13 protein-coding genes are annotated in these 14,832 nt (G+C 60.5%); all 13 read left to right on the top strand.

The features are described 5' to 3' along the window. The first annotated feature begins 137 nt into the window (after positions 1-137). Positions 138-683 (top strand): DUF4255 domain-containing protein, encoded by a 546-nt coding sequence (locus VL547_RS18560; RefSeq protein WP_325580686.1) that lies wholly within the window; start codon positions 138-140, stop codon positions 681-683. Between the two features lie 11 nt (positions 684-694). Beyond that, positions 695-1,414 (top strand): hypothetical protein, encoded by a 720-nt coding sequence (locus VL547_RS18555; protein ID WP_325580684.1) that lies wholly within the window; start codon positions 695-697, stop codon positions 1,412-1,414. Between the two features lie 19 nt (positions 1,415-1,433). Further along, entirely contained in the window at positions 1,434-2,936 is a 1,503-nt protein-coding gene (locus VL547_RS18550; protein ID WP_325580681.1) for a phage tail sheath family protein, read from the top strand. A 21-nt stretch (positions 2,937-2,957) separates the two neighbouring features. Beyond that, the gene (locus tag VL547_RS18545; protein WP_325580679.1) at positions 2,958-3,413 is read left to right on the top strand and encodes a phage tail protein; all 456 of its coding nucleotides are present in this window, start codon (positions 2,958-2,960) and stop codon (positions 3,411-3,413) included. Then, entirely contained in the window at positions 3,413-3,856 is a 444-nt protein-coding gene (locus tag VL547_RS18540) for a phage tail protein (protein WP_325580677.1), read from the top strand. The genes VL547_RS18545 and VL547_RS18540 overlap by 1 nt, the downstream gene beginning before the upstream one ends. A gap of 7 nt (positions 3,857-3,863) precedes the next feature. Further along, positions 3,864-4,031, top strand: coding sequence for a DUF5908 family protein (locus VL547_RS18535; protein WP_325580675.1), 168 nt, complete (start codon positions 3,864-3,866; stop codon positions 4,029-4,031). Next, complete coding sequence (locus VL547_RS18530) at positions 4,028-4,705, top strand: hypothetical protein (RefSeq protein ID WP_325580673.1); 678 nt, start codon at positions 4,028-4,030, stop codon at positions 4,703-4,705. Before VL547_RS18535 ends, VL547_RS18530 begins: the two co-directional genes overlap by 4 nt. Then, positions 4,702-6,507: a type VI secretion system tip protein VgrG gene (gene vgrG / locus VL547_RS18525; protein ID WP_325580671.1), complete on the top strand. Its 1,806-nt coding sequence runs from the start codon at positions 4,702-4,704 to the stop codon at positions 6,505-6,507. Before VL547_RS18530 ends, vgrG begins: the two co-directional genes overlap by 4 nt. A gap of 6 nt (positions 6,508-6,513) precedes the next feature. Next, positions 6,514-6,966: a GPW/gp25 family protein gene (locus tag VL547_RS18520; RefSeq protein WP_325580669.1), complete on the top strand. Its 453-nt coding sequence runs from the start codon at positions 6,514-6,516 to the stop codon at positions 6,964-6,966. Beyond that, positions 6,956-10,585 (top strand): hypothetical protein, encoded by a 3,630-nt coding sequence (locus VL547_RS18515; protein ID WP_325580667.1) that lies wholly within the window; start codon positions 6,956-6,958, stop codon positions 10,583-10,585. Before VL547_RS18520 ends, VL547_RS18515 begins: the two co-directional genes overlap by 11 nt. Before the next feature lie 30 nt (positions 10,586-10,615). After that, positions 10,616-11,437 (top strand): hypothetical protein, encoded by an 822-nt coding sequence (locus VL547_RS18510; protein ID WP_325580665.1) that lies wholly within the window; start codon positions 10,616-10,618, stop codon positions 11,435-11,437. After that, complete coding sequence (locus VL547_RS18505; protein WP_325580663.1) at positions 11,430-14,033, top strand: hypothetical protein; 2,604 nt, start codon at positions 11,430-11,432, stop codon at positions 14,031-14,033. The genes VL547_RS18510 and VL547_RS18505 overlap by 8 nt, the downstream gene beginning before the upstream one ends. Continuing rightward, positions 14,030-14,832, top strand: an 803-nt coding sequence (locus tag VL547_RS18500; RefSeq protein ID WP_325580661.1) for a contractile injection system tape measure protein, incomplete at its 3' end; no start/stop codon positions are given. The genes VL547_RS18505 and VL547_RS18500, both read left to right, overlap by 4 nt.

The raw sequence follows: 14,832 nt of genomic DNA, 5'->3' as shown, positions 1-14,832 counted from the left end.
CGTTTTTATTCCAATTCGCTATAATGCTTACTAGTAAAGGGTTTTAGCAGCTTAGGATGCCTAAGAAATAACAAACCCCGCTTTTATACCTATTCCGACCAGGTGTTTATACTTGGTCGGAACGAAATTGTATTGTCATGATCTATGAAGCTTTGACTTGCCTGACCAGCGAAATGAACGACTACCTCAAAATGAAATTGTCCGCCACCGAGGACAAGATCGTCTTGTCGGGTCTGGTCAACCCCGACGGCTCCATGGCGGTACAGGGGGAGAACAAGGTATTGCTGACGCTCGTCAACCTGGAAAAGGAAACCGCGGTAAAAAAACCGGTCATCCCCAATAAGTCCGTGGACATAAATATCAACCTCTACGTGTTGTTCTCCGCCTATTTCGGCAGCACGAACTATCCGGAGGCGCTCCGTTTTTTATCCTTCGTCGTCGGATTCCTCCAACAGAAGAATGTATTCACCCGGGTCAATACGCCCCGGCTGGACAAGGGTATCCACAAGCTGGTCGTCGAAATGGAAACACTCACATCCGAGCGCCTCAACAACCTTTGGGGAACGCTCGGCGCCAAATATATCCCGTCGGTCCTGTACAAGGTCCGGATGCTGACCTATGATGAATCCGCCCTGAGGGAATTCCGGCCCGAAATCGCGGGCTTGGGGGTTGCAGCGGAATAAATAGTTGCATCATGCAGACAAGTTCCTACATCCCGCTGGTAAACGTCGACTTCGCCCACGAGTACTGGGGGCACCAGCCCTTCCGGGGCATCCGCGTGAGTCCTTACCGGATAAACGCGGGGTTGTTGTTCAGGGCGCGCCCGGGCGGTTTCACGCTTTACTTCGACGCCAGCTTCCGGGGCCGGACCCGGACGCGCGCGCAGGTGCTGGAGAACCCGTCGACGCTGCTCTTTGCGGTCACGCTACAGGACCCATACTTCTATAATTATACCGACTTACCCCTGAATACCTTTTGTTACTGGAACGAAACCGGTAACGCCACACTGCACCAGGAAACCACCGACGGCGCGCCTCCGCCGTTCGGCCTCCTGGAGCTCACGCTGGACAAAGACCTGTCGACGCAGTACGCCTACCGTTTTGCCACGCGCTCCGCTTACTGGCGATACGTACTCGTGGGTGAAGCGTTGGCACAGCTGGAAAACCCCTCGATCGTCGATCCGCAGACAAAGGAAGCCTTCGAGGGCCCGCAAACGGTTACCCTCCGGAACGCCCGGCCGGCGCTGACGTTCACGTCCAAAAATCCGATCGCGCTGACGGAACCGGCGACGCGCCGCTTCCAGCTGCTCGAACAGGGACGGGTGGTGATGGGGATGTTGCCGACGCCGGACATCCGGTTTATATCCAGCGCCGTGCCCGGTTCGCCTTTTGCCGCCGAAATTTTACTCTACTAAAATTCATAAACGCTCGAGTATGCCAACAACAACGTACAAAACACCAGGCGTGTATATCCAGGAGATTCCCGCCTTCCCCAGCTCCGCCGTCGCGGTGGAGACGGCGGTCCCGGTCTTTATCGGCTACACGGAAACAGCCGTTTGGGCAGGGAAATCCCTGGTCAACAAGCCCACCAAAGTCAGCTCTTTCGCGGAATACGTGGAACAGTTCGGGGGCGCCTTCCGGTCGAAGTTCACGATCGCGGACCCCGATCCGAAAACCCCTTCGGAGACCTTCCTCGTCAACGGGGCGCCCAAAACGGTGACCCTCAACAAGGACAACGTCGCTTACCTGTTCAACAGCATCCGGCTGTTCTACGCCAACGGCGGCGGCGATTGCTACATCCTTTCCGTCGGCACCTATTCGGGTAAGGACACCTTTACCATCCAGGCGTCCGACTTTATCGGTTCGACAGACAACCCGGTGAGCGTGTTTTCGATCCTGGAAAAGGAATTCGAACCCACGATGGTGGTCATGCCGGACATCATCGCCCTGGGGAAGGACGCGTATGCCGTCTACACCCAGGCCCTCATGCACTGCGACACGGTCCAAAGCCGGGTGAGCATCTTCGACGTGCGCGCCCAGGGTCTTACGGAGAAAATGGACGACGTCATCCTGGAATTCCGCACCGACATCGGCACCAATTTCCTGAACTATGGCGCGGCCTACTACCCCTGGCTCAAAACGTCTATCGTCCAACCCTCCGAGGTCGACTTCCGGAACCTGGACGCCTCCGTCGACCTGACCAAGCTGCTCCCGGAAACCAACGCCCAGACCATCGCCACGAACTTCAAGGCGGCCAACAAAACCGACGACGTATCGGCGACGAACTACCACAATTCCCTGACGGCCGCCAGCCCTACCTATGTGGCCATCATCAAGGAAGTGCGCAGCAAGCTCAACGAGCTTCCGCCCAGCGGCGCGATGGCCGGTATCTACACCCTGGTGGACAACAGCCGTGGGGTATGGAAAGCCCCCGCGAACGTGTCCCTGAGCCTGGTCGATGCGCCGACCCTCAACATCTCCGCCCCCGAGCAGGAAGGCCTGAACGTGGACGTCATGGCGGGGAAGTCGATCAACGTCATCCGCCCCTTCCCCGGTATCGGCACCCTCGTCTGGGGCGCGCGCACCCTGGAAGGCAACAGCCAGGACTACCGCTACATCAACGTCCGCCGGACGCTCATCATGATCGAGCAGAGCCTGAAGCTGGCCACGCGTACCTACGTCTTCGAGCCCAACGACGCCAATACCTGGGTAACGGTCAAGGGGATGATGGTCAACTTCCTGAGCAACCTCTGGAAACAGGGCGCGCTCGCCGGCGCGGTGCCCGAACAGGCCTTTGACGTGCAGATCGGGCTGGGCGCCACGATGACGCCGAACGACATCCTCGACGGCATCATGCGTGTCACCATCAAGCTGGCCATCGTGCACCCGGCCGAATTCATCGAGCTCACGTTCCAGCAACAACAACAACAATCCTAAAACCATTAAAAACGCTACATCATGCCAGATGACGGTTCAAGCCAATCGCAAACGATATGGCCTCTAGTAAAATTCTCGTTCCAGGTGAAATGGGACGATAAAGAATTGGTGTTCCAGGAAGTCACCGGCCTTTCTTCCGAAACACAGGTCATAGAGTATCGCGGCGGGAACAGCAAGGTCTATTCCACCGTGAAGATGCCGGGCATACAGAAGTTCGGGAACGTCACCCTGAAGAAGGGCACGTTCAAGGGCGACAAGGACCTTTGGACGAACTACAACGCCATCAAGATGAATACCTTCAAGCGGGCCACCATCACGATCAGCCTGCTCGACGAAACCAACGCGGTAGTGATGACGTGGACGCTGACCAACGCTTTCCCCGCCAAGATCACGGTGACCGATATGAAGTCGGACGCCAACGAGGTCGCGGTGGAAACGATGGAGCTCGCGCATGAAGGTCTCAAATTGAGCTCGTAGTGCCGGACGATATTTTTTATCCCCCCACGGGCTTCTACTTCCAGGTCAACATCGACGAGGTACAGGGAAAGAACGAAGGCAGTTTCCAGGAAGTCAGCGGTCTGAATATAAAATTGGGGAAGGAAGACATCAAGGAGGGCGGGGAGAACCGGTACGTACACCGGTTGCCTCTCCGCCCCCAATTCGAGAACCTTGTCCTGAAACGGGGAATGGTGACCGGCTCCGGTCTTCTCCAGTGGGTGGAGGACACGGCGCAATTCGCGTTTTCCCCCAAAAACGTCACGGTCATCCTGATGGACGCGGAGTCGACGCCGCTGGTGAGCTGGCAGTTCAACAACGCCTACCCGGTGACGTACCAGGTGTCGCCCTTCAAGTCGCAGGAAGGCGCCCTCGTGCTGGAGACGGTGGAGCTGTGCTACGACTATTTTAAACGAATCCCCTAGACACGCCATGGCACTGGAGATCAGAGAGCTCGTGGTCAAGGTGACGGTGACCGAAGGGGGACGGCCCCCCGCGGCGACCGAGGACCCCAAGCTGATGGAAGACCTGAAACGCGCCCTCATCCGGGAGTGCGTGGCCGAGGTATTGCGGCAGCTGGAAAAACTCAATGAACGATGAGCCTGATCAAACTCAAGATAGAGGCCTGCGCGGACCCCCAGTGTACCCAACCCACCGGGGACTCGATCGAGGCGTCGATCAACCCCGAAACCTACCAGATGTCTTTCGGGGTCAAATACAAGGGCTCCGAAGAGAAGCTCAACAACGCCGTCACGCAGATATTCCAGGGGATGTCGGACACCAGCCTGAGCCTCGACCTGGTGGTGGATGGCACCGGCCTGGTGCCGTTGCCTTCGGGGATCGGCAACGTGGATGACTACATCGATACCCTCAAGAAAACGGTCTATTCCTACCAGGGCACCTATCACCGCCCCAACTACCTCAAGGTCACCTGGGGCAACCTGAAATTCACCGGGGTCTGCGACTCCATGTCCGTCAAGTACACCCTGTTTACGCCGGAAGGCTTTGGGCTCCGGGCGACCGTGTCGCTGAAGTTCAAAGAGAACATCGACTTCCAGACGAAGCTGAAGATCGCGCAGTCCAGCTCCCCCGACCTCACGCACGTCCGCGTCGTCCGGGCCGGGGACACCCTCCCGCTGCTGTCCTACCAGATCTACGGCGACAGCGCCTACTACCCGGTGGTGGCCCGGGCCAATAACCTCAGCCACTTCTCGGCCATCCGGCCCGGGGATGAGCTGTATTTTCCTCCGTTAACCAACAAACCGACCCCGTGACCGCACCCTCCCCCAACCAGATCAAGGACCCCACGCTGCTCGTGTATATCAACGTGGGCGGATCGCCCTTGCAGGACCTGCCCGTCCACAAGATCGAAATCATACACGAGATTAATAAATTGTCGACGGCGCAGATCACCATCCTCTACAAGCCAAAGGATGGGGACGAGGGCGAGCCCACCGTGGACGATCCCTTCACCTCGGGTCAGAGCGTGGAGATCAAGGCGGGTTACGGGAACCAGCCGTCGGCCACCGCCACGGTCTTCAAGGGTGTCATGATCCGGGAGAAACTGGAAAAGACGGCGGATGGCTCGTTCCAACAGGATATCTCCTGCAAGCACGCCGCGGTGGAGATGACCAACGACCTTGGCGCCAAGGATTTTTACAACAAGACGGATTCCACCATCCTGGAGTCGCTCATTTCGGACTGCTCGGCCGGTCTGTCGAGCGCGGTGGACGCGACCAGCACCGCTTCCCCCTATCTGCCGAAGGGAGAAGGCACGTCCGACTGGGACTTCCTGCTGGCCCGCGCGGAATTCAACGGGATGATCGTGACGCTGCAACCGGACAAGGTGACCGTGTCCAAGCCGAACCTGTCCGCCAGCCCGGTGTTGGGCGTGGCGATGGGGGTTTCGGTCATTTCCTTCCAGGCCGAGACGCATACCGAAAAACAACCCACCACCGCAACGGCCCAGGCGTGGGACATCAAGAACCAGGAGCTCCTGTCGGTCGACGCGACGGAACCATCCCTCGTCGGCCCGCTGGCCACCGCCATCTCCAACTCCAAACCCCTGCAGACGGAGCCCTTCATCCTCAAATCCAACACCGCCCTGACCAAGGATGAGCTCCAGTCCTGGGCCGACGGCCGGTTGCTGCGGATACGCCTGAGCGCGCTCCGCGGCACGGTGAGCTTTATCGGCAACGCGCAGATACAGCCCGGGGATATGATCGAGACCGGCGGCCTGTCCACGAAATACAACGGGAACATTTTCGTCTCCTCGGTAAAACATAGTTTCGACCAGGGCAACTGGACCACGACCCTGAAGCTGGGGCTGGAGGACAATTCTATCACCGACAAGGCCAAGTTCGCGCCCGCGCCCGCCGGCGGACAGGTCCCCCCCATACAGGGCCTGCAGGTGGGGACGGTCAAAAAGATATACGAGGACCCCGACTCGGAGTACCGCATCCTGGTCACCATGCCCTCCAAAGCCCAGACCCAGGAAGGCGTATGGGCGCGGGTTTCCAACCTCTATGGGACGTCGGGGTCGGGCTCGGTCTTCCTACCCGAGATCGGGGACGAGGTCGTGCTGGGTTTCCTGGAAACCGACCCCCGGTTCCCGGTGGTCCTGGGGTCCCTCTATAGCAGCACCAAGGCGCCGCCCCAAACGGCATCCGACAATAACAACTATATCAAGACCCTGGTCACCAAAAGCAAGCTCAAGATGAGCTTTGACGACCAGAATACCATCATGACCCTGGCCACGCCGGGAGGCAGCTCGATCACGCTGGACGACAAGGCCGGGTCGGTGACGGTCAAGGACAAGAACGGGAACACGCTGACGCTATCTTCCTCCGGCATCGTCCTGGATTCGAAGAGCGACCTCCAGCTCAAGGCGACGGGCAATATCGAGCTCAACGCCACGGGTAAGGTCACCATCAACGCCACGCAGGACGTGGCGGTCAGCGGCATGAATGTAAACCACACGGCCAACGTGGGCTTCAGCGCCAAGGGCAACGCCACCGCGGAGCTCTCCGCGTCCGCCCAGACGACCGTAAAAGGCGGGATCGTGATGATCAACTAAGCGACCATGGCAACGAACAAACTTTCTTTTTTAGGGACCGGCTGGAGCTTCCCGGTCTGTTTCGACCCGCTCGTACAGGAGGTCCGCATGGTCTCCGACCAGGTGGACATCGAAGAAAGCATCCGCATCATCCTGGGGACTATCCCCGGGGAACGCGTCATGCAACCCACCTTTGGGTGCAACCTGAGACGGCTGGTGTTCGAGACCGTGGACGCACGCCTGGTCACCGAGCTGAACCACCTGGTCTATAACGCTCTCCTCGACTTCGAGCCCCGGGTCAACTTCCTGGGCGCCGACGTGCTGGAGCTCCGCGAGGAGGCAGGGCTCCTCCGTATCCGCATCGACTATTCCATCGTCGTCACCAATACGCGGCACAACATGGTCTACCCCTTCTATTTCACGGAGGGCACCAACCTGTCCGCGGCCTATAAACCGGGGAGGGTCACGTATGACGAGTAGCCTCAGCCAGCGGGAGCGGTTAAAACCCTCCCTGATACCATACAACCTTTCCATCGAAGAGCGCGACCTGGGGGACTGGCTGATCCTGGTGGGGAACCTTTCCAGGGAGTTCGTCCTCTATGGCTTCGACGACAAACCCGCGGGTAACTGGGAACCCTTTTTCCTCCGGGACCCGCACCTCTGGAGCATCATCTTTTCCAAAATGCCCGTGCTCGAACTGGGGACGGTATACGAGAACCTGATGAAGTCTTTCCAGACCGCGGAAACCGAAGGCGGAGCCGAGGGCGTCTTCCAGTCGATGGTATCGATGGTGTCGGACAGCGCCGCGCGGCTGGACGAGGTATCGAAGGCCCTGGGCGGTCAGCCCTCCGACGTGGGGCTGGGCAATATGGCGCAGTTCCTTACCGGGAACCGGGTGGAAATCGTCGAAGCGCTCCGGGGAAAGCCCCGGGAAGAGACGCTCGCCGCGCTGCATACCCAGTTTACGGATATCCTCACGCAGTTTAACCTGCTCCGCGAGTCGGCGGTGCGGTACCTCAAACAGAATCCCGTCCTGCAGGGCACGTATACGCCCCACCTGGGGTTGCTGATCACCTTCCTGCACCTCTTCCGTCACCTCCGCGCGCAGATCAACGGGTTGACCCGGGAGCACCTCGACTGTTACTACCACCGGGTGCTCGGTATCGGCTTTCTTCCGGAGGTTCCGGACAAGGTGCACCTCGTTTTCGAAACCGATCTGAATATAGCGAGGGTGCCGCTGACCGCGGACACGCGGTTGCTCGCAAAGGTCCCCGGGATCAAGGACCCCATCCCCTACCGGCTGACCGAGGACCTGGTCGTCAACAAGGCGGTCGTGGCTTCGCTCAAGACCCTGTTCGTATCGGAGAGACCGGTGTTCCTGGACGAGAACGGCTCGGTCCTGCTGAGCAACAACCAGGTCTACCAGGCCTCCTATCCGACGCCCACGCCCGCGCAATTCCTGAAGAGCGTGGTTAAGGCGCCCAACTGGCCGGTTTTTGGCGAGGGTCAGGCGGAGCTCGGCGAGGACCAGCGGACGATGGACGACGCCCGGCTGGGCCTGGCGCTGGGGTCGCCGTTGTTTTTCCTGACGGAAGGACGCCGGGAGATACAACTCACGTTTTATTTCGAGGCGGCCTCGTATGGCTCCCTCGAGGACTACCTCTCCACATTTGCCGCGGCAGCGGGTAAAAGCCGGGAGGCCGTGCTGAGCGAGGTAATGACGCACGCGTGGGTTATCCACTATACTTTTGCGGCCGGTTGGGCGCCTATCGACGACTATGTGGTGCAATTGGGGGAGGACTCGTTGACGTTGCTGTTGCGCGTGAGCCCTGAATCGCCGGCCGCGGCTTGTTATAACGCATTGGTGCACGGCGAAAACTATGCCGCCACGCACCCGCTGCTGCGGCTGCTGATCAACCCGGAAAATTCACACAACGCCTATTCGTTCTTCAAGGGCCTGGTCATGGAGCGTATCCAGCTGCGGGCAAGCGTCACGGGTTTCCGGAACGTACAGCTGCAAAACGCCAACGGAAACCTGAGCGCGCAAAGCCCTTTCCAGCCGTTCGGCCCCCTACCCTTCATGGGCAGCTACCTGGATATCCGAAACACCAACGTCTTTAACCGGTACACGACCGGGGTCTCCGTCTCGCTGGAATGGCTGGAGCTTCCCAAAAACGAGGACGGCTTCACGGATTATTACAAAGAATACGGGACCAACGTCCGGACGGGCGACTTCCGGGTGAGCCTCGGCGCCTTGTCCGACGGGCAGTGCCGGCCGGCCGCGGGTCAGCGTCAGACGTTGCCGCTGTTCGCGGTGGACAACGTTAACGGTTGCATCCTGCAGGACACCACCGTGCTCGACGGGATAGACGTCAAACGCCTGGACATCACGGGCGCGCCCTTCCTGGACAAAGACCAGGCGAGCGCCTCCGCCTTTTTCCGGATGGGCACGTTGCGCCTGGAGCTCACCGGTCCGCCGGACGCCTTCGGTCACGCGCTCTACCCACGCATCTTCCCGGACGTCATCCAGTTCAACGTCAGGCACCCCCGGCACAAGCAACCCCTGCCCAACCCGCCCTACACCCCCAAGGTCAAGTCGATCTCGGTCGATTATACCTTGGAATACGCGGAAGCCTTTAGGGAATACAGCGGGGGCCTGGAGGTCATCCAGCTGCTCCCCTTTGGCCACCGTCGCGTCTATCCCAGCCGGGAGGAGCCGGCGCTGTCGTTCATCCCGGTCATCGAGCACGCGGGCAACCTGCACATCGGGCTGTCGGGCCTGCCCAAGGAGGGGGAAGTCACCCTCCTTTTCCAGCTGGAGGAAAGCACGTTCCACCACACCCTGCACACCACCGAAACCCCCATCTGGAGCTACCTCAGGGACAACACGTGGGTACCCTTCCCGGGCATGTACGTGCTCACGGACACGACCAACCGCTTTATCAATTCCGGGCTCATTAAAATAAGGATACCAAACGATATAAATACGCGCCACCACATCCTGCCGTCGGGACTTACGTGGCTCCGCGTGTCGGTGACCGGCCGGGCGGACGTCCGTTCCAGGGTCATCGCGGTCTATACCCAGGCGGTCCTGGCGCAACGCGTCCTGTCGCCGGCCACGCCGCCGCTGGAAAGGGGTTTCCAGCTGGCGCCCGGTTCCATCACCGAATTCGCGCAAAAGGTAAGGGGCATCCAGCAGCTCTTCCAGGTATTCCCGTCCTTTGGCGGCCAACCCGTGGAAACCGACAGCCAATACTATACCCGCGTCAGCGAGCGGCTCCGTCATAAGGAGCGCCCCCTGACCGCGCCCGATATAGAGCAGCTGGTCTTGCAGCGCTTCCCTTCCCTGTCCGTGGTCCGTTGCTTTGGCGCCGGACCGGGCAACCCCGGCGTATACCCCGGCGTCAATCTCCAGGTCGTCGTCATCCCGGCGCCCGGCCCCGTAGGGACATCGGACCAGCCAAAGGCCAGCCTGGCCACCCTCGTAGCGATCAAGGCGGCGCTGGCCGGCGTCCTTTCCCCCTTTGTCCAGGTGGAGGTCGGCAACCCCGTGTACGAGCGGATAAAGGTGCGGTGTTCCGTGCGCTTCGCGCAAAACGGCGTCCCGGGTTACGCGGACCGCGGCTCCTTCCTCAAGCAGCTGCACGAGGACCTCAAACAGCATATCTGTCCCTGGCTGTACGAAGAAGAGGCGGCCAGCCAGATCGGCGCCACGCTGTACCTGTCGGAGATCATGGCGTTTATAAAAAAACGCCCCTATATAGCCGAGGTGAACGCCTTTACGCTGATCCACTTTTACGAAGTCAAGGACCCCATCACCGGGGAGATGCGCGCTGACTGCACCGATACCTTCCGCACCCCCACCGACCGGATCAGCGGGTCCGTGCGCGAAGCCATCCTCATCCCGTCGGACCAGCACCTCATCACGGTGCTCGACGAGCCGGGCTACCAGGACGGCCGCCGGTCCGGCATCGGCGACTTCGTGCTGGGGCGGGAGCTGTTGATCGTGGGGGATACGTCGCCCCGGCCGACGCCGCCCGAATCGGATCGGATGACGGACCCTGATGACGAATATTTCGATCTCGAATTTTCCATATGAACCCATTTTCCATATGAAACTTTTTTCCATATGAACACAAAGGATATAAAGAGCCATGGCAGGGCCGAGTTGAAAAAGCTTTTCCGGAACGGAACCATCCCTTCGGAAACCAGTTTCGAGGACCTGATCGACTCCATGGTCAACAAGGAGGACGATGGCTTCGCCAAAGACGACGTCAACGGCCTTCACCTGAGCTCGCCCCAGACGTGCCCCCGCCTGGTGACGTTTTACCAGGGCATCGACGAGTTGACGCCGATCTTTTATATAGACAAGGACATGAGCGATACGGGGATCAAGATCCGATCGGCCGCGCCGGACTCGGATGACGCGTATTTTTTCTTCCAGTCCGGAGGTAAGCTCGGCATCGGCGCCCGCGCCACCAATAAGCTCGACGTGGCCGGCTGGGTCGGGATGGAAGGCCGCATCGGCACCTTCAAGCCTTCTCCCGAACCATTCGCCGCGCCTGACCCGGGTCCCGGCTTGCGCTATGTTCCCGCGGACGGCCGTTGGTACCCCATCGTCGAAGGGCTCGACAACTGCCAGGCATTCGAGGTCGTCGCCCGGGCAGGCAAAAGGGGATCGGGGAAGTTCGCCATCCTCCATGCCATCGCGCTCAGCGCCTACGGCCGTTCCCGGAGCAAGATCCGCAAGACGTCGGCGCACTATGGTTTTTTCTGGAACAAGTTGTCGCTGCGCTGGACGGGCTCGACCCACAATTTCCGTCTCGAGCTCCGCACGAACAACAACTTCGGCGAAAATACCCGCATCTACTACGCCATCACCCGTCTTTGGGACGATGAGGAGGTAGGCATGCCTTCGGCCTATTTTTATTCCACCAAACCCGATGAATAGACCGGATTTCGCCGCGCTCCGGCAGGAAGGCGTCGCCCTCGTCCAGGCCCTGACGGGCACTACGTGGACGGACTACAACCTGCACGACCCGGGTGTCACCATCCTGGAGGCGCTGTGTTATGCCCTGACCGACCTATCCTACCGCACCGATTTTCCCATAACCGATATCCTCGCCGGTCCCGACGGGCGCGTACAACCCGGGGACAATACATTTTTTTCCAAATCAGAGATACTGGTATCCAATCCCGTAACCGCCCTCGACTACCGCAAGCTCATCATCGACCAGCTGGAGGAAGTGTACAACGTCTGGCTGGAGCCGCTCGCCTGCAACGGCGTCACCGAAAGCCTGCAGGGGCTGTACCGCTGCACCGTCCAGGTGCACAAGGAGCTGGCGCCGCAGGTCCTGTCGTCGCCGTCGTTCGTGGCAGCCCTTTCCGAGCGGGTCCGCCGGTGTTTTGTGGCGCACCGCAACGTGTGCGAGGACATCTCGGACCCCATCGTGGTGCTCAAGCCCGTCGGCGTGACCGTCAAAGCCGACGTCGAGGTGACCGCCGGCGTCACCCCCGAAGAGGTGCTGTCGAATATATACAGCGCTTTGTCGGCGGCCTTTTGCCCGCCGCTCCCGTTCTACTCAGAAGAGATGATGCGGGCGGCCGGGTATACGGTCGAGGAGATGTACGCAGGGCCCCTGCTGGCGCACGGCTTCCTACCCGACGACGCGTTGTCGGAGCGCCTGCGCACGATCGACCCTTCCGATCTGATCAAGGCGATCTCGGACGTGGAGGGCGTGACGTACGTGCGGAGCATCTATGTCAATACCTTGGATGACGTCCCTTTAGATACCTTCTTCTTGTTTAAAGACAACCGGACCGACTCGCCCATCCATCTATTCCGGGACGGGTACGCGGTGCCCATAACCGAGGCCATCTTCAATGATTATCATACGGTGCGGAAGCAGTCGGCAAGACAGGCCGCTTTGGGCGGGTCCTCTGTGTCATCGGAGTTGCTTAGCGGCACTTATCGCAACCTCGCCGAATACGTTTCGGTGCAGTATCTCTTCCCCACGCTGTACGGCCTGGTCGAGGAACGATTCCGTTCCGATACGTCTCCGGCGGAGAAGGGGCAGATCAAACAGCTCAAGGCATACCTGCTCTTCTTCGAGCAGGTGCTGGCGAATTACCTGGCGCAGCTGGGGAGCCTCCGTACTTTTTTTTCGCCTTCGGCCCTGGGCGGTACGCACGCGTCACAACCGCTGACCGGCGTGCCCGGCATCCGAACGCTGCTGGTCGACCCCGCCGGATACTCCGCGGTGCTCGACGGCTATACCGAAAGCCCCGAACAACAAAAAGCGCGGAAGCACAAAATCCTGGATCACCTGCTGGCGCGGTTCAACGAGACGGTGAGCCTGTACCCGGTGCAACAGGCAGCGGCGCTCTATGGGGCCTCCGCCGAGGACGCGCTGACGTGGAAGGCGCGTCTCTTGCAGAACATCGCGGTGTCGGGGCGCGACCGGAACCGGGGGTTCGACTACCTCGGGCAGGAGGGGGGGCTTTCCTCCGGTTTGGGGGAGAAGGTCGCGGATTTGCTGGCGATCCGCGGGAACCGCGTGCATGATCTTTCCGCGCCGGTGCGGCAGCTTTTGTCTGAAGCCGGGGGTGGCGCTGGCTCTCGCGTTGGCGCTGACACTGGCCGCGGGCTCCGCGTCACCGGGCAGAAAATGGATTTTTTCCGCACGGGTCTCGAAGCCGGCAGCTATAGCGTCATTCCGTCCGCGGGCGGCGGCTATGACCTACACTTCGTTCCGTCGGGCCAGGTCCTTGGCCACTTCGATACCACCGCGTCGGCCCAGAAGGCGATACAAGGGATGGTACGGACCCTCCAGCAGATCAACATCGACTCCGAAGGCTTTCACGTCGTCGAGCACATCCTGCTGCGCCCGGCGCTCGACAGCCTTTCGTATGGCTTCCGTTTTTACGACATGGATCAACGCGTACTCCTCCAGCACCTGCAATGGACGACCTTCAACGACCGCGCCGGGATCATCTCGACGCTCCTGGACGCCGCGCGTACCTCCAAACCCTCCGCGCAGGGTCTCGCCGACTGGAGCGGCCAGTGCCGGATGCTCCTCGACCAATACAAGAGCTCCGGCTGGCTCGTCGACCCCGGCACGCTCCGCCCCCAGGACAAGCAACAAGCCGACGCGTCCTACAACGAAATCTGCCAGACGCTGTCTCAATTCATCAACCGCCGGGTGCAGTCCTTTCCGCGGTTCAATATGCTCGTCCGCGGCCCCGGCGACCAGCTCCTCGACGAACCCTTCTTCAACTTTACGATGACGGTCGTCCTCCCCGCGTGGCCCGCACGCTTCCAGGACCCGAACTTCAAGGATTTCGTCGAAGCCGTTTTCCGCGTACATACGCCCGCGCACATCCGCCTCCGTTTCATCTGGGCAGGCATCAAGCGCATGACCGTCTTCGAACAGCTCTACGGCCGCTGGGCCGAAACCCTCCGCGTGGGCGGTAGCGAGACCGAGCGGCTGCAATGGGCGGAGCGCATCCTTAGCTTTTTGTTGGGCAATCAATCTTCTTCCCTATGAGCTTTGTCATCCAACGGTTCGTTTGGGATATAGACTATCCGCTGCGCGAAAAGGCTTTCGCGCTGCAGGGACGCTGCAGCCGGCTCTTTACCGCCGCCGCGGTGCCCATCCTGGAGGACGTTTTTGCGTCGCGCGTCCCGTTGGGGCGCGACTTCCGTTTTGACACGCTGTCGCTCGACCTGGGCGTCATCGATGCCGCGCTGCTCGAGCGGGATTTCCCGGAGCGGTTTCGCGAGGCGCTCGTGCGGGCGCTCTTCGAGCGGATGGGGCCGGTGGACGCTCCCGCTTCGGCTGCTGCCGCTGTTTTTCCGGTGCGGCCGTTGGAGACGCTCGAGCACTTCCTGCTGGAAGGCGCGCTCCCGTGGTGGGCCAGCCAACAAGCGGCGGATGCGCCCCAGGCATTGCTGGAACGGTTGTGTGCGGAGCTGCCCGGGCAGTTGCGACCGTTGTTGTTACAAGCGGGGCAGCTGGCGCGCGTACGCCGCCGGCTCGCTTACCAGTTTCCCGACCCGGCGCTGCGCGCCACCGTCGAGCTGATCGTCCCGGGTGAAGGTATTTTTATCGGCGGCTATCACCAGACGCTCGTGCGCGTACAACAAGAGACGCGTTGGGCCTACGGGGAGACCGCGGGGTTTGCGCGGGAGGTTTGGCTGCTCATCCTTACCTTTTTGCTCCGGGATATGGCCGGGCAATTCAACCGCCGCGCCTTTGTCCGGCAGACGCTGGGGGAAATGGCGGCGCACTATAACGTCTCCTATGTCGAGCTGCTGTCGGTCTTTGCGGAGGGCTTGCGGCTGAC

Origin of the sequence: Dinghuibacter sp. (genome assembly GCF_035492835.1) — a bacterium.
Classification (GTDB): Bacteria; Bacteroidota; Bacteroidia; order Chitinophagales; family Chitinophagaceae; genus Dinghuibacter.
This window is presented reverse-complemented; position numbering and strand designations above follow the sequence as displayed.